A 14,919-nucleotide genomic window follows, 5' to 3' on the forward strand; every position below is an offset into this window, starting at 1 on the left:
CCACGGCTCACACCATCTCCGCCTTCAGCCACCGCGCGAGCATTGCATCCTCGTCGCTCTCCAGCGCGTGAGCGACGCGCCGTCCGATCGCCGCGCCGAATTTATAACCGTGCCCCGAACACGCGGACACCACCAGCGTATTGCCGATCCGCTTCGAAAAGAAACGGCTGTCCGCGGTGAACGTGTACATGCAGGTTTTGACTTCGGAGACGGTGTAATCGCCGAGACGGCGCAGCGGCGGCGCGAACAGACGGCGGATGCTGTCGCCCTCGCCGGGCGCCGCGGTGCGGTCCGCTTCGGGATCGAGCGCATGGACCTTGTGAATCCCGGCGCCGAACTTCAGACCCAGGCCGTCGAGCGGCGGGATCACGTAACCGTCGCTGGCGCCGCCGATGTCGAGAATGGCCGGCGCGTTGACCCATGCCTCTTCGAGATCGGCGGGCGGCTCCATGTAGGCCACCGCGTTGCGGAACGTCATCAGCGTTTCGGCGAGCGCGGGAAACAGTTGCAGTGTCCACGCGCCGGCGGTGACCACGAGCCGGTCGGCGCGCAGAAAGCTGTTGTCGTCGAGTCGTACGGACGCGGTGTGCGGATCGACCGACAGCACCTTCGTATGCGTGCGGATATCGGCGCCGCGCATCTTGAGCCACGCCTTCATGTCGCGCGCTATGCGCTCGCTGAACAGCGCGCCGCCTTCGTGATCGAGATACGCGTAACGGAATGTGGCCGGATCGAGAAACGGATAGCGCCGCGCCGCTTCGTCCGGTTCGAGCCGTTCGTAGTCGAATGCCATGCGATCGAGGCCGGCGCGAAAACCATCGGCGCCGTCGCCGGCGAATTGCGAAATGCCGAGCACGCCGCAATTCGCGTAGTGCGAAACGCCGAGGTCGTTCCACAGCAGATCCCAGCTATCGAATGCTTCGGCCATGTTGCGGGCGTAGCCGTCGGCGTCGCCATACGCGCGGCGGATCATGCGATGCCGGTCACCCGAAGCGGCCAGCGGATTCGGAATCGAGCCCTGCTCGATCAGCGTGATGTCGTGCCCCAGCTTCGCGAGCGACCACGCCGTACTCAGGCCGGCAATGCCCGCTCCTACGATTGTCACCCGCATGCCCACGCCCCCGTGTCAAAGGTTCCGGGCCAGAGTCTAGCAGCGCGAAAAAATATCCGGTAAGGGATTTTCGTGCGAATCGGCGTAGGGAAAAACGAAGCGGCGACGCGCGGCGAAATGCGGCAAACCGTGGTCTCCACGCGCGCTCGTATCAATGTTTGCGATGCGAACCGTGACGTAACTGGTTGCGCACTTTCTTCGCCGCGAAGAGCGGCACGTAGTCGAACACGCGTGCTTCGTCCCGATAGCTGGCCAAGGTGTCGGCGTACATCTTCGAGACCGTTTCCGTGGGCGTATCGGTCTCCTCTGCAATGCTTCTCACCACTTCGTCGACATTAGGCTCGGGTTGCGACATGGGTCTCTCCAGTTGAGCGAAGCGCTTGGCACGAGTGAAGCGCGCCGGAAGCAGCGGCGCGCGGGCAACAGGGTTTCCATTAAAGGAAGCGATTCCAGTGGATGCCAATTGAATCGCCCTATCGAGTATGTCGTTCCACAGAGATTTTTGTCTTGCGATGCCGCAAACCCGTGCGCAGGAGGGCGAAACGAAAAATCAATGCGAATGGCGATGGTGAATGTCGGGAAAATGCGGATGAGCATGCGTGATCGGTGCATGGTGATGCGCATGGGTATGCGGCTCCTCACCGTCCCACGCGAAATCGTGTTCGTGCTGATGATGCGCGTCGTGCCGGTGCCGATGCGTGTGATCGAGCGGGTCGTGCGTATGCGCGTGTTCGTGACGTTCGCGGATATGCAGCCAGACGCCCAGCGTCATCAGCGCGGCGGCGACCCAGAACAGCGGCGGCGGCAATTCCGGCCACAGCAGCCACGACAGCGTGACGCCGAACAGCGGCGCGACCGAGAAATAGGCGCCGGTCCGCGCGGTGCCGAGATTGCGCAATGCGACCACGAACAGGACGAGGCTCACGCCATAGCCCGCGAAACCCGTCAGCATCGCGAGCGCGACGGTCGTGGCGGTCGGCCACGCCGTGCCGAGGCGCAGCGCGAGCAGCACATTCACCGACCCGGCCACGAGTCCTTTTACGCAGGCGATGAACATCGCGTCGTGCGTGGACACCTTGCGCGTGAGGTTGTTGTCGATCGCCCAGCACGCGCAGGCGCCGATCAGCAGCAGCGTGCCGGCCGGCAGACCCGCTGCGCCGGGTTGCCAGGACAATGCCGCCCCGCCCGCGACGATCGCGGCCATGCCGAGGAACACCTGGGTGTCGACGTTTTCGCGGAACACGATCCATGCGATCAGCGCGGTGAACACGCCTTCGAGATTCAGCAGTAGCGAACCGGCGGCGGCAGGGGTGGTTTGCAGGCCCCACATCAGCAACGCCGGCCCGGCGACGCCGCCCGCGGCGATCGCGCCGGCGAGCCACGGCACCTCGCGAAGCGGAAACGACGGGTGATGCCTGGTGTCGGTTTGACCGACGGCGTTGCCTTTCAGGCGGCGTAGCAGGATCACGGTGGCGAGGCCGAGGCCGCTGCCGAGATAGAACAGTCCGGCCAGCAGGAAGGGCGACAGCGTGCCGAGCAGTGCTTTCGCAAGCGGAGTCGTCGCGCCGAACAGGGCAGCGGCGAGAAGGGCGGTGAAGGCGGCGTTCAGGCGCGTGGACATGGCGGGAGAAGCGATAAAAAAAGCGGGAACGGACGGGCCGCGGCAAACGCGCAATACCGCAATAGCGCAACAGGTAAGGCTCGACGCGCGACCCGCAATGCACGGCACGCGGTGCGCAGGCAGACCCGAACGATAGCGCGATCCGTGCACCGACGCGCGGCACCGTGTGGAAACTTACACGACGTTTGCGACGCTTACGCTTCGCTAAACAAGCGCTCCGACAAAAAGTCCACGAACGCCCGCAGCTTCGGCGACAACTGTCGGCTCGACGGCCACAGCACCGAAAACTGCCCTGCGTCCGCGAGATGTTCGTCGAGCATGCTTTGCAACGTGCCTGCGCGCAACGCATCGCGCGCCAGAAAATCGGGCATGTAGGCGATCCCCAGGCCGAGTTCGGCGGCGGCGCGCAACGCCTCCATGTTGTTGCACGTCAACGTGGTCGGAAAGCGCGCGGCCATGTCGTCGGCTTGTCCACGAAAGGCCCAGGGCTGCAGCTTGCCCGAGGTCGGGAAGCGAAACCGCAGGCACGCGTGCGCGGCGAGATCCGCGGGCGTCGACGGTATGCCGCGCTGCTTCAGATAGGCTGGCGACGCGCACAGCACGAAGCGGAACGGGCCGAGGCGCTTGGCCATCAGTTGCGAATCGGGCAGCTCGCCGCTGCGGATCGCGGCGTCGAAGCCGCCTTCGATCACGTCGACGATGCGGTCGTTGAAATCCAGTTCGAGGTCGATCTCCGGATAACGCGCGGTGAACGCCGGCAGCAGCGGCAGCAGAAACCGGTAGCCGATCGTCGGCAAGCTCACGCGCAGGCGTCCGCGCGGCACGGCGTTGGCGGCGAGCATCATCGATTCGGCTTCGTTCAGCGCGTCGAGAATCGACCGGCAACGGTCGTAGAAACGTTCGCCGTCTTCCGTCAGGCTGACGCGCCGTGTGCTGCGCTGGAGCAGCCGCACGCCGAGATGCTGTTCGAGCCGCGCGACGCTCTTGCCGACCGCCGACGGCGAAATGCCGATCCGCTGCGACGCGCCGACGAAGCTGGAAGCCTCCACCGTTTGCACGAAGGCGACGATTCCGCTGAGGTTATCCATGGATGCGATTCGAGAGTGGAAGTCTGGAGTGGGCGAAATGTAGCATTATTCATCCGCTACGGCTCCATTATGGAAAGCCTTATATCCCCATCTCGCCGAACCGCTCATCTGACTTGCATAGAAGCCTCCGCCAGCGCACTCGCATCCGCATCCATCCGGCCCCGACGAACGTAATACGTTAACTCACGCCATGTTCGAGGCCCTGCCATGCGTCGCCTGTACTCCGCTGCCGCTGTCGTCGTCGCTGCCACCCTGCTGCTGTCCGTCGCGGCGTGCTCCAACGACCCGCCCAATCCCAATCCGCGCGCGAGCGAGCCGCTCGCCACCGTGCCGGTCGATCTGCCGCGCTACATGGGCCGCTGGTACATCATCGCGAACATTCCGTACTTCGCCGAACGCGACATGGTGGCGAGCCGCGCGGAATGGAAATTGCGGCCAGACGGCAAGATCGACGACTCGTACTACGCGCGCAAGAAAAGCTTCGACGCGCCGGAAAAGCACTATCAGTTTCTCGATACGCCAGTGCCGGGCAAGGACGGCGGCGAATGGAGCGTGCAGATTTTCTGGCCGGTGCATGTGACGCAACTCACGTTGTACGTGGATCCCGACTATCGCTACACGATCCTCGGCTATCCCGGCAAGAACCTCGGCTGGATCTTCTCGCGCGAGCCGGATATGAGCGACGACACGTATCGGTCGATGCTCGCGAAACTCGACGCGATGGGCTACGACACGTCGCGCTTCAAACGCGTGCCGCAGCATCCGGACCAGTTGGGTAAGGCGGGGTTTGCGTCGCCGGGGGATAAGGACTGATGCAAGGACGAGCGAACGCGCGGGCGAAACGCGATGGAGCGCGGCACGCATGGAGCCCGCCGCATCCGATCCCATTTTCTCCGCGTATAAACCGCATCGAGCCGCATCGATTTTTCACTGAGCCTCACTGACCCTCATTGACCTTCACTGACTTCGAACGAGAGCTTCATGCCGCCACTAGCCGCCGCCGTGATTGCCCTGATCGGTCTCGTCGCGATCTTCAGCGCCGCGTGGGCGTGGCAATTGAAGACCGACAACGCGGGCATGATCGATCCGATCTGGGCGTATTCGCTGGGCCTCGTCGCCGTGCTGTACGCGGTGCTCGGCAACGGCGCGCCGCTCATGCGCGCGCTCACGGCGCTCGGCGGGCTGGTGTGGGGCGTGCGGCTCGGCACGCATCTGTGGCGGCGCAACTTCGGCAAACCGGAAGACGCGCGCTACCACCGCTTCCGCGAGGAATGGGGCGACGAAGCGGCGAGCAAGATGTTCTGGTTCTTCCAGTTGCAGGTGGTCGTCTCGATGCTGCTGTCGCTCGCGTTTCTGGTGCCGTCGTATCGGGTCGACGAACCGCGCATCGGCTGGACCTTGCTGGCGATCGTGTTGTGGATCGTCTCGGTGGCCGGCGAAGGGATCGCGGACCGTCAGTTGAAACGCTTCAAGGCCGATCCGGCCAATCGCGACGCCGTGTGCCGCGTCGGCTTGTGGCGCTATTCGCGGCATCCGAATTACTTCTTCGAGTGCGTGCATTGGCTTGCGTACATCGCGCTGTCGATCGGCACGCCGTGGGCCTGGTTCACCGTGCTGCCGCCGATACTGATGGCGTTCCTGCTGCTCAAGCTGTCCGGCATTCCGCTGCTCGAAGCGGGCATGGCGGAGCGGCGCCCCGGTTACGCCGAGTACATGCGCACGACCAGCGCACTGATTCCATGGCCGCCACGGCGGCAGAGATAACCAGAACGAAAGGGCCCGAGGGTGCTCGCACCGCTTCGCATCCACGCAAGTCAGGCTCGGAAAAATAACCATTACCCCGTTGCATGGGACAAGGAGTCAGCCTCATGAGCGTTTCCACGACCGGCCACACGCTGCCGCCTTCCGCGCCTGCCAATGCCGGCGACGGCTGGCTGATTCACGCGTGCGAACGCGGCTGGCTGCCCGACCGCCTGATCCGCCTCGGCATGCGTCAATTGATGCGTCAGCGTCTGCGCGACGAAGCCCTCGACGACGGCGAGATGCGCGCGCGACGCCTTAACCTGCTGCTCGACGAACTGCGCGCGAGTCCCATCGCGATCGAAACGCAGGCCGCCAACACGCAGCATTACGAAGTGCCGGCGGCGTTTTTTCATGCGCATCTCGGGCCGCACCTGAAGTACTCGTGCTGTCTTTATCCGCATGGCGATGAAACGCTCGCCGACGCCGAAGCGGCAATGCTGGAGCGCTATGCCGAACGCGCGGAACTGGCCGACGGTCAGCGGATTCTCGACCTCGGCTGTGGCTGGGGCTCGCTGTCGCTGTGGCTGGCGGCGCGCTATCCGCGCTCGGAGATCGTCGCGCTGTCGAACTCGCACGGCCAGCGTGCGTTTATCGAAGCGCGCGCGGCGGAGCGGGGTCTGCATAACCTCAAGGTCATGACGGGCAACGTCGTCGATTTCGAATTCGATCGCGCGCTGTTGGGCGACGGCTTCGACCGCGTGGTGTCGATCGAAATGTTCGAGCACATGAAGAACTACGCTCTGCTGCTCGCCAAAATCGCGCGCTGGATGCGCGACGATGCCGAGGCGAAACTGTTCGTGCATATCTTCGTGCACCGCACGCTTGCGTATCACTTCGAGGTGCGCGACGGCAGCGACTGGATGTCGAAGTACTTCTTCACCGGCGGCACGATGCCGTCCGAAGCGTTGCTGCTGAACTTTCAGGACGATCTGCGGATGGAGCGGCAGTGGTGGGTGAGCGGCACGCACTACGAGCGCACGGCCAACCATTGGCTCGCCGCACTCGACGCCGCGCGCGATCGCGTGATGCCGATGCTGGTCGACACCTATGGCGCGCGTGACGCGGCAGTGTGGTTGCAGCGCTGGCGCATGTTCTACATGGCGGTCGCCGAATTGTTCGGCTACGCGAACGGCAACGAGTGGGGCGTCGGCCATTACCGGTTCGTGAAGCGGCAGGCGTGATGCACGTGATGCACGTGATGCGATCGATGCGATGGCGTGGCGGCGCCCCTGGCGCGGCGGCCGCCATCGCATGAAGCTGCGCGGCTAGACCGCCGTTTCCCGCGCTGCGGCCCGCTTCGGCACCAGCACGATACACACGACGATAAACACCAGCAGGATCGCCGATGCATACAGGCGGCTGATATGCAGCCCACCCTGCGCGACCGGCTTGTCAAGAAAGTCGCCCAACGTCGCGCCAAGCGGGCGAGTCAGAATGAACGCAGCCCAGAACAAGGCCGTACGCGACACGCGCGTCCAGAAATACAGCGCGGCCACGACGATCAACCCGGCGCCGAACAGCATCGCGCCATATTCGTAGCCGAGGCCAAGACCACCGCGATCGTCGCCCGCGACCCAGTCGCCGAGCGCGGTGCCGAGCGTCTGCGAGAACAGGATCGTGATCCAGTAGAACCACTCCGCTTTCGCCGTGACCACGCTTTGCACGGATACGGTGCCTTCGCTGCGATACCAGATCGCCAGACTGAGCACCAGCAACGTCACGACGACGGCCGTGCCGCCCGGATAGCCGATACCGAGCGAGCGGTCCGCGAAATCGGCGAGGGTCGTGCCGAGCGTGGTGGTCGCGACGATCGTCCCCCAGTACAGGAAGCGATGGAATGCGCGCGCGTTGACCTGCGCGGCGACGAGTCCGACGAACAGCGCGAGGAAGATCGCCGAACCGATCAGGTAGCCGAGGTTCAGCGACATCGATACCCAGTCGCCGCCGGTTTCGCCCAGCGTGGTCGCGGCGACCTTGATGACCCAGAAACCCATCGTCACTTCGGGGACCTTGCTGATGGCCTGTCGGGCCATGCTCCCAGTACTGCCTTTCATATCGCGCTCCTTGCTGGATGATGGGGCGGATACTATTGGGCCGATGCTTAACCGCTGCTTAAGGGTCGGTTAATCTGGATTGCGCGACAATGGCGGCCGGTGTCAATGCACGGGGGCGCGATGCGTCTGCTACTGGTGGAAGACGATGAAATGATTGCGGAGACCGTGCTCGATTCGATGCGGCGCGAAGGCTACGCGATCGATTGGGCCGCCGACGGCCGTGCGGCTGAACTGTCACTCGACAACGGCGTGTACGACCTCGTGCTGCTCGATCTCGGGTTGCCGAGGAAGGACGGCATCGACCTGCTCGATCGCTATCGCCGGCAAGGCGGCCAGGCACCGGTGATCATCCTGACCGCGCGCGATTCGGTGCACGACCGCATTCGCGGTCTCGACGCGGGCGCCGACGACTATCTGATCAAACCGTTCGACCTCGACGAACTGGCGGCCCGCGCCCGCGCACTGCTGCGGCGGCGCACCGGCCAGAAGCAGCCGGTCTATGCGCACGGCGGCCTGACCCTCGACCCCGCCGCGCACGAAGTCAGCAAGGACGGCGCGCCGGTCGCGCTGGTGCCGCGCGAATTCGCGTTGCTGCAGGCGCTGATCGAGGAACCGGCGCGCGTCTTCACCCGTGCCGAACTCGAAGACAAGCTGTACGGATGGGGCGAGGAAGTCGGCAGCAATACGATCGAAGTCCACGTACACAGCCTGCGTCGCAAGATCGGCGCGGAGCAGGTGGTGACCGTGCGCGGCGTCGGCTATCGGCTGAAGAGGCTCGAATGAAGTCGATTCGCCGCTGGCTGCTGGGCTGGCTGATTTGCGGTCTCGCGGTCGTGTCGGGGATCGCCGCGTTCGGGATCTTTCACACCGCCCGCGAGGAAGCCAACGAACTGTTCGACTACGAATTGCGCACGGTCGCGCTGTCGCTGCCGTCGAGTCTCGACACCGCCGAAACGGTCGAGCGGCAAAATTCACAGTTCAAGGACATCGCGGACGACCGCATCCTGATCGAGATCTGGGACGGCGCCGGATCGCTCGTCTATCACTCGCGGCAAGCGGCGACGCTCGCGCGTCTGCCGCCGGGCTACAGCGTGATCGAACGGGGCGAGGAGCATTGGCGGGTGTTCGGCTTGCAGCAACCGGACCGCTTCGTGCAGGTTGCGCAGCCCGTCTCCGTGCGCGAGGCGCTGGCGTTGCGCCTCGCGCTTCATACGCTGTGGCCGCTCGGCCTCTTGATGCCGGTGACGATCGCGCTGGTGCTGTTCGTCGTCGCGCGAGGATTGGCGCCCATCGGCGGACTGTCGCGTCTGCTCGCCACGCGGTCGCTGGATTCGCTCGAACCGCTGCATATCGACGGGAATCTGCCGATCGAAATCCGGCCGCTGGTCGACGCGTTGAACGATCTGCTTCAGCGCCTGAATATCGCGTCGCAGGCGCAGCGCACGTTTATCGCCGATGCCGCGCACGAGCTGCGTTCGCCGCTGGCCGCGCTCAAATTGCAGTTGCAGGCCGCGTCGAACGACGGCACCTTGAAGGACGACGGCCAGACCATCGAGCGGATCGACACGCGCCTGAACCGTATCATCCGGCTCGTCCAGCAACTGCTGACGCTGGCGCGGGAAGACGCGCAGCCCGGTAGCGAGAGCACGTCGGTCAGCTTGCGGCGGATCGGCGAGCAGGCGGTCAGCGACTTCTCGCTGCTCGCGGAAGCGCGGCACATCGATCTCGGTCTGGAGTTCCGGCATCCGGTCACGCCGGACGACGCCTGCAACGTTCTCGCCGACCCGCACGGCGTGAGCGTGCTGCTGAACAACCTGATCGACAATGCCATCCGCTATACGCCGCCGGGCGGCAAGGTCGACGTCGTGCTCGCCATCACCGGCGAGCTTTTCGGCATCGAGGTGGTGGACAACGGCCCCGGCATTCCGGAGGAAGACATGGAGCGGGTGCTCGACCGCTTCTATCGCGGTCAACATACGCGGGGCACGGGCAGCGGGCTGGGGCTGGCGATTGCCGCGCGTATCGCGCAACGGCACCGCCTGACGCTGGCGCTGCGCAATGGCGCCGGCGGCGGCCTGGTGGTGGCGGTCACGGGCTTTGTCACGCAACAGGGAAATAATATGAAACACAGTGCCCTGCACGCGATGGAATAAAAGCCCACACTAAGGCGTTTGGCTAGTATGCCGGACGTCATCCGAACGTTCCGGCATGGCCGTTATTTCAAACAGCTTTCGCGGCATCACGGCCGCGACCGGAACACAACACGACGATGAACACCCGCACCGATTCCCTGTCTGACCTGAACGATCCGGCGACGCGCTACACCCGCACCGCCATGACGCTGCACTGGCTGATCGCGTTGCTGATGATCGGCAACGTGGTGCTGGGCTTGAGCGCCGATTCGCTGCCCGACGACTGGGTGCGTCCGGTGGTCGATACGCACAAGTCGATCGGCATCACCGTGCTCGGTCTCGCGCTGATGCGCATTCTGTGGCGCGTGTCGCACAAGCCGCCGCCGTTGCCGCGCGAGTTTCCGTCGTGGGAAAAAATTGCCGCGCACGTCGCGCACTTCCTGTTGTATTTGCTGATGATCGCGCTGCCGTTGTCCGGCTGGCTGCACGATTCGGCGTGGAAGGACGCGGCCACGCATCCGATGCGTCTGTTCAATCTGTTCACGTGGCCGCGCATCGGTTACGTGATGAACCTCGATCCGGCGCTCAAGGAGACGCTGCACGACCGTTTCGGCGCGTTGCATACGTGGCTCGGCTACGCGCTGTATGCGCTGCTCGCGATGCACATCGGCGGGGCGTTGAAGCATCAGTGGATCGATCGCAAGTCGGTGTTCAAGCGCATGGTGCCGTGAGGCGCAGCGCTTTTTCGCTTTTGTCCTCGCTTTTGCCCCGTCAACCGCTGCATCGAAGAATTCGAGCGTCATTTTGAAGAAAACTCTGGAACAGTCGCTCGCGCTTGCATCGCCCCGTATCCTGCCGCGTCGTTCGACGCCGTTGAGCGCGCTGATTCACCTCAGCGTGCTGGTGCTGTGGGTGCTGCTGTTTGCGCGCGCCTTCTTTCTGAAGGGCGCGCTCGCGTGGTCGACCGGCATCGTCTACGTGCTGTACGACACCGTGCTGCTCGCGTTCGTCACGTGGAAGTCGCTGCCGCTGATGCGTCGTACGCCGCCGCTCGAACCCGATTACGACCGCCGCAATCTACCCTCGATGGGCGTGATCGTCGCGTCGCATAACGAGGCGACGGTCCTGCCCGTGACGCTCGCCGCGTTGCTGCGGCAAACCCACGGCCCGGCGCAGATCGTGATCGCCGACGACGGCTCGACCGATCACACGCGCAAGCTGCTGACCGAACGCTTCGGCCTGAGCCCGGCCGCCGACGGCGTGTTGAGCGCGCCGAGCACGCTCTATCCGAACCTGTACTGGCTGCGCGTGCCGCACGGCGGCAAGGCGCGCGCGCTGAACGCCGCGATCACGCTGATGCATACCGACACGGTGATGACCGTCGACGCCGACACGCTGCTCGACGACGATGCCACCTACGCGATGCGCGCCGCGTTCGCGAACGAGCCGAAGCTGGTCGCCGCCGCCGGCATTCTGGTGCCGGTCTGCGGCAAGTCGGCGTCGGGCCGCGTGTTCCAGTGGTTCCAGACCTACGAGTACATGCGCAACTTCATCGCCCGTTTCGCGTGGATGCGCGCCGACAGTCTGCTGCTGATCTCGGGCGCGTTCGCGTCGTTCCGGCGCGATGCGCTGGTCGACGTGGGCGGTTTCGACCCGCAGTGCCTGGTCGAGGACTACGAGCTGATCCATCGCCTGCGGCGCTACTCGGTCGACCACGGTCTCGGCTGGGACGTGCGCGTGGTCGGCGACGCGCATGCGCGCACCGACGCGCCGGACAACCTCGGCAGCTTCCTGCGCCAACGGCGCCGCTGGTTCGCGGGCTTCCTGCAGACGCAGTACTGGAACCGCGACATGACCGGCAACCCGCGTTACGGCACGCTCGGCATGCTGATGCTGCCGGTCAAGGCGATCGACACCATGCAGCCGATCTACGGCCTGACGGCGTTCGCGTTGCTGGTGGCGTTTCTGTTCGGCGGGCACGGCGCGATCGTCATCTCGATCTTCAGCGTGATCGGCCTGAAGACCGCGATCGACCTCGCGTTCTATCTGTGGAGCATCCATCTCTATCGACGCTGGACCGGTCAGCGCACCGGCTCCAGTCTCGGCATGGCGATGCTCGCGGCGGTCGCCGAGCCGTTCACGTTCCAGCTGGTGCGGCACGTGGGCGCGGCGCTCGGCTGGCTGCATTTCTTGCGCGGCGGACGCTCGTGGGGCGTGCAGCGCCGCTCCGGCCTCGTCGCGCACGACGAAAGCTAGCGGTGGTTTTTGAGGGGGCGCGGCGTGACACGGCCGCGCGCACCAGGGCGCTAAACCCCGCCGGGCGGGGCGCCGGCGCGGCCCAGGGTGCGCTCGGGGAACCCAGGGGACCCCTCCTTCGAGTAGACTGACGGGCGATGCCGCCCTGACAGAACCTCGAGAAAGGCGGCGACCTTCTATCCGCTCGTGCACGGAGGCCCCACCTATGCATGCTGTTCCCCCGCTAGAACAAGACACCGCAGAAGCAACCGTCGCAACCGTCGACGCGCCGCCGGCGCGTGACGCAGCGCAAAAGAGCGCGCAATGGTCCGCCAACGGCCAGACACCCAACCCGACCGCCAACGATAAACCGGTGCGCGACCTGCGCCGCGTCGGGATTCATCCCGACTACTGGTATCCGCTTGCGTGGTCCCACGAGGTGAAGCGCGGCAAGACGCACGGTGTGACGTTCGCGGGTGAGCCGATCGTGCTGGCGCGCACCGAGACCGGCAAGGTGTTCGCGCTGGAAGATCGCTGCGCGCATCGGCAGGTTCCGCTGCATCAGGGCGTGGTGGAAGGCGAATCGATTCGCTGCGGCTACCACGGCTGGACCTACGACTGTTCGGGCAGCTGCATCGACGTGCCGTATCTCGGCAAGGACCGCCTGCCCAACGGCGTGCGCTCCTACCCGTGCCGCGAAGTGGAAGGCCTGATCTTCGTGTTCCCGGGCGACCCCGCTCTCGCCGACGAACAGACGCTGCCGCCGCTCGGCTCGGTATCGGACCCGAAGTACAAGACGCGCCGCTTCGGCCGTCCGGTGAACTGCCACTACTCGTTCATGCACGAAAACCTGATGGACATGAACCATCAGTTCCTGCACCGCCGGCAGATGGGCCAGATGCGCGCCCGTTCGCTGGGCCGGCGGCGCGGCGACGGCTGGGTCGAGGTCGATTACACGTTTGCGCGCATGGCCGGCCAGCAGCCGATCGGCGAGGCGATCGTGTTCGGCCAGAGCCGCAAGACCGGCGGCGACAACGACAAGGACGTGATGACGATCCGCACGCAGTATCCGTATCAGACGCTGCAGATCCGTACGTCGGAAAACACGCTGGTGATGGACCTGTGGATCATCTACGTGCCGCTCGACCGCGAGCAGCGCACCAACCGCACCTTCGGTCTGCTGTCCATCCGCAAGCCCGGCATTCCCGGCGTGCTGAATCTGGCCTGGCCGCTGCTCGTGTGGTTCACCGAGCGGATCTTCAAGGAAGACCGCGAGATCGTCGAAGCCGAGCAGCGTGCGCACGATTCGCAAGGCGCGGACTGGAATCACGAGGTGTTCCCCGTGATCAACGAACTGCGCGAACTGCTGCGCGAAAGCGGCGCGCCGGATCAGGTGGTGGGCGCCGGCACGGGCGATACATCGGTGATCCGCTTCTGGGATTCGCGGCACGGCAAGCCGCAGCCGAATAACTGATATTCGAGTATTTTTGCGTCGCCCTGGACCGTACAATCATCCGCGACGATGAGCGGCGTGCCGGGCGATGCGGCTGGCATCACCACCGTGCGCGGGGCGCGGGCTGATCGATCGGGAAAGCATACAAACATAATTAATCGCCTGAGAGGCTCATCCGATGAGTATCGAACTGCATGCGGTCATGCCGATTGTCGTGTTGTTGTCGGGCCTTGCCTATGTAGCGTGGGCGCTCGCGAAGGGCGGCCCCAAAGCCCCTCCGCCCATGGATTCGATCAACTCGCCGTTCAAGTCGATCGATTACTCCGATTTACCTCCCCTCGAACATTTCGTTGCGCGCGATCAAACCGCGCTCGCTTATCGCGTCTACCGTGGCCGCACGGGTGCGGGCACAGGCATAGGCACGGGCCCCGGCAGCATACGCGGCAGCGTGGTGTTGATTCACGGCTCGTCGGCAAGCAGCGTAAGCATGCATACGCTGGCCAAGGCGCTCGTCGCGGAGGCTTACGACGTCTACGTGCCCGACGTACGCGGTCACGGCGAATCGGGCAAGAAAGGCACGATCGCGTACATCGGCCAGCTGGAAGACGACCTCAGCGATTTCATCGACGCCGTGCAGCCGCCAGGCCCGCGCACGCTGGCCGGTTTCTCCGCAGGCGGCGGCTTCGTGCTGCGCTTCGCGGGCGACGCGCGGCAGATGGCTTTCGATCGCTACGTGCTGCTCGCGCCGCTGATTCACCACAACGCGGCGAGCACGCGGCGCGGCGGTGGCGGATGGGTGAACGTGGGCCTGCCGCGAACCATCGCGCTGGTGATTCTCAACCAGCTGCGCATCACCTTCTTCAATCATCTGCCGACGGTGGCGTTCGCGCTGACACCGGAAGCCGCGGCGATGCTCACGCCGCAGTACTCGTACAACCTGATGCAGAACTTCCGTCCGCGCGACGACTATCGCGCGACGATTCGCGCGACCCGGCGTCCGGTCGAGGTGCTGGTCGGCGCGAACGACGAAGCGTTCTACGCCGATCAATTCGCCGGGGTTTTCGCGGAAGCGGGACGCGTGGTGCCGGTCACGATCGTGCCCGGCGTCGGACATATCGGTTTGACGTTGGAGCCGGCCGCGGTGGCCGAAATCGTGGCGGCGGTGTCCGAGCGGCAGGGCGAGGCCGTCGCGTCCTGAACGCCTGGCGAGTTCCGGATGCCCGGCGTATACCGGGCAATCTTTGCGGCGCGCGGAGAATTAATCCATCTCCTGACGCGAGTCAATGAAGCGTGCGCGAGCGGGCATAATGTCGGCCTGATTGTCGATCTGATACACCCGGGTTTGCGCCAGTCGGTCTAACCGGCTCGCGGACCCGTGTACCATTTCGCTTTTTCCGACTTTTGAAGAAACGCCCGTGACCT

14 protein-coding genes are annotated in these 14,919 nt (G+C 64.8%); 9 read left to right on the forward strand and 5 right to left on the reverse strand.

Annotated elements, in window-relative coordinates; genetic code table 11:
• Positions 1-7 precede the first annotated feature (7 nt).
• The 4 genes from LFL96_RS27765 to LFL96_RS27780 form a co-directional block, all read right to left on the reverse strand.
• A complete protein-coding gene (locus LFL96_RS27765; RefSeq protein ID WP_281001101.1) occupies positions 8-1,111 on the reverse strand; it encodes an FAD-dependent oxidoreductase in 1,104 nt (367 codons plus the stop codon).
• 151 nt (positions 1,112-1,262) lie between these two features.
• Complete coding sequence (locus LFL96_RS27770) at positions 1,263-1,466, reverse strand: DUF3562 domain-containing protein (RefSeq protein ID WP_281001102.1); 204 nt, start codon at positions 1,464-1,466, stop codon at positions 1,263-1,265.
• Positions 1,467-1,661: 195 nt separating this feature from the next.
• Entirely contained in the window at positions 1,662-2,732 is a 1,071-nt protein-coding gene (locus LFL96_RS27775; protein ID WP_281001103.1) for an EamA family transporter, read from the reverse strand.
• A gap of 194 nt (positions 2,733-2,926) precedes the next feature.
• Positions 2,927-3,820, reverse strand: coding sequence for a LysR family transcriptional regulator (locus LFL96_RS27780; protein WP_281001104.1), 894 nt, complete (start codon positions 3,818-3,820; stop codon positions 2,927-2,929).
• Positions 3,821-4,027: 207 nt separating this feature from the next.
• Between LFL96_RS27780 and LFL96_RS27785 the strand changes: the two genes are divergently transcribed.
• The 3 genes from LFL96_RS27785 (at position 4,028) to LFL96_RS27795 (ending at position 6,804) form a co-directional block, all read left to right on the forward strand.
• Positions 4,028-4,633 carry a lipocalin family protein gene (locus LFL96_RS27785; protein ID WP_281001105.1) on the forward strand — a complete coding sequence of 202 codons (606 nt, stop codon included), beginning with the start codon at positions 4,028-4,030 and terminating at the stop codon, positions 4,631-4,633.
• A 168-nt stretch (positions 4,634-4,801) separates the two neighbouring features.
• Positions 4,802-5,584 (forward strand): DUF1295 domain-containing protein, encoded by a 783-nt coding sequence (locus tag LFL96_RS27790; RefSeq protein ID WP_281001106.1) that lies wholly within the window; start codon positions 4,802-4,804, stop codon positions 5,582-5,584.
• A 104-nt stretch (positions 5,585-5,688) separates the two neighbouring features.
• On the forward strand, positions 5,689-6,804 hold the full coding sequence (locus LFL96_RS27795) for a cyclopropane-fatty-acyl-phospholipid synthase family protein (RefSeq protein ID WP_281001107.1): 1,116 nt from the start codon (positions 5,689-5,691) through the stop codon (positions 6,802-6,804).
• Positions 6,805-6,888: 84 nt separating this feature from the next.
• On the opposite strand, the gene LFL96_RS27800 is transcribed toward LFL96_RS27795, so the two are convergent.
• The gene (locus LFL96_RS27800) at positions 6,889-7,677 is read right to left on the reverse strand and encodes a hypothetical protein (protein ID WP_281001108.1); all 789 of its coding nucleotides are present in this window, start codon (positions 7,675-7,677) and stop codon (positions 6,889-6,891) included.
• A gap of 120 nt (positions 7,678-7,797) precedes the next feature.
• Between LFL96_RS27800 and LFL96_RS27805 the strand changes: the two genes are divergently transcribed.
• The 6 genes from LFL96_RS27805 to LFL96_RS27830 all read left to right on the forward strand — a co-directional run bounded on the left by LFL96_RS27805 (position 7,798) and on the right by LFL96_RS27830 (position 14,695).
• Positions 7,798-8,460 (forward strand): response regulator, encoded by a 663-nt coding sequence (locus tag LFL96_RS27805; protein WP_281001109.1) that lies wholly within the window; start codon positions 7,798-7,800, stop codon positions 8,458-8,460.
• The gene (locus LFL96_RS27810) at positions 8,457-9,830 is read left to right on the forward strand and encodes an ATP-binding protein (RefSeq protein ID WP_281001110.1); all 1,374 of its coding nucleotides are present in this window, start codon (positions 8,457-8,459) and stop codon (positions 9,828-9,830) included. The genes LFL96_RS27805 and LFL96_RS27810 overlap by 4 nt, the downstream gene beginning before the upstream one ends.
• A 116-nt stretch (positions 9,831-9,946) precedes the next feature.
• The gene (locus LFL96_RS27815; RefSeq protein ID WP_281001111.1) at positions 9,947-10,540 is read left to right on the forward strand and encodes a cytochrome b; all 594 of its coding nucleotides are present in this window, start codon (positions 9,947-9,949) and stop codon (positions 10,538-10,540) included.
• Between the two features lie 73 nt (positions 10,541-10,613).
• Positions 10,614-12,065 (forward strand): glycosyltransferase, encoded by a 1,452-nt coding sequence (locus LFL96_RS27820; RefSeq protein ID WP_281001113.1) that lies wholly within the window; start codon positions 10,614-10,616, stop codon positions 12,063-12,065.
• Positions 12,066-12,270: 205 nt separating this feature from the next.
• Positions 12,271-13,518 carry an aromatic ring-hydroxylating dioxygenase subunit alpha gene (locus tag LFL96_RS27825; protein WP_281001114.1) on the forward strand — a complete coding sequence of 416 codons (1,248 nt, stop codon included), beginning with the start codon at positions 12,271-12,273 and terminating at the stop codon, positions 13,516-13,518.
• A gap of 157 nt (positions 13,519-13,675) precedes the next feature.
• Entirely contained in the window at positions 13,676-14,695 is a 1,020-nt protein-coding gene (locus tag LFL96_RS27830) for an alpha/beta fold hydrolase (protein ID WP_281001115.1), read from the forward strand.
• Positions 14,696-14,919 lie beyond the last annotated feature (224 nt).

It is taken from the genome of Paraburkholderia sp. D15, assembly GCF_029910215.1.
Classification (GTDB): domain Bacteria; phylum Pseudomonadota; class Gammaproteobacteria; order Burkholderiales; family Burkholderiaceae; genus Paraburkholderia.

Excerpts from the sequence above, each read along its gene's own strand:
- LFL96_RS27780 (WP_281001104.1), bottom strand. The coding sequence starts at position 3,820 with ATGGATAACCTCAGCGGAATCGTCGCCTTCGTGCAAACGGTGGAGGCT.
- LFL96_RS27770 (WP_281001102.1), bottom strand. The coding sequence starts at position 1,466 with ATGTCGCAACCCGAGCCTAATGTCGACGAAGTGGTGAGAAGCATTGCA.
- LFL96_RS27790 (WP_281001106.1), top strand. The coding sequence starts at position 4,802 with ATGCCGCCACTAGCCGCCGCCGTGATTGCCCTGATCGGTCTCGTCGCG.
- LFL96_RS27785 (WP_281001105.1), top strand. The coding sequence starts at position 4,028 with ATGCGTCGCCTGTACTCCGCTGCCGCTGTCGTCGTCGCTGCCACCCTG.
- LFL96_RS27800 (WP_281001108.1), bottom strand. The coding sequence starts at position 7,677 with ATGAAAGGCAGTACTGGGAGCATGGCCCGACAGGCCATCAGCAAGGTC.
- LFL96_RS27765 (WP_281001101.1), bottom strand. The coding sequence starts at position 1,111 with ATGCGGGTGACAATCGTAGGAGCGGGCATTGCCGGCCTGAGTACGGCG.
- LFL96_RS27830 (WP_281001115.1), top strand. The coding sequence starts at position 13,676 with ATGAGTATCGAACTGCATGCGGTCATGCCGATTGTCGTGTTGTTGTCG.
- LFL96_RS27795 (WP_281001107.1), top strand. The coding sequence starts at position 5,689 with ATGAGCGTTTCCACGACCGGCCACACGCTGCCGCCTTCCGCGCCTGCC.
- LFL96_RS27775 (WP_281001103.1), bottom strand. The coding sequence starts at position 2,732 with ATGTCCACGCGCCTGAACGCCGCCTTCACCGCCCTTCTCGCCGCTGCC.
- LFL96_RS27815 (WP_281001111.1), top strand. The coding sequence starts at position 9,947 with ATGAACACCCGCACCGATTCCCTGTCTGACCTGAACGATCCGGCGACG.
- LFL96_RS27825 (WP_281001114.1), top strand. The coding sequence starts at position 12,271 with ATGCATGCTGTTCCCCCGCTAGAACAAGACACCGCAGAAGCAACCGTC.
- LFL96_RS27810 (WP_281001110.1), top strand. The coding sequence starts at position 8,457 with ATGAAGTCGATTCGCCGCTGGCTGCTGGGCTGGCTGATTTGCGGTCTC.
- LFL96_RS27805 (WP_281001109.1), top strand. The coding sequence starts at position 7,798 with ATGCGTCTGCTACTGGTGGAAGACGATGAAATGATTGCGGAGACCGTG.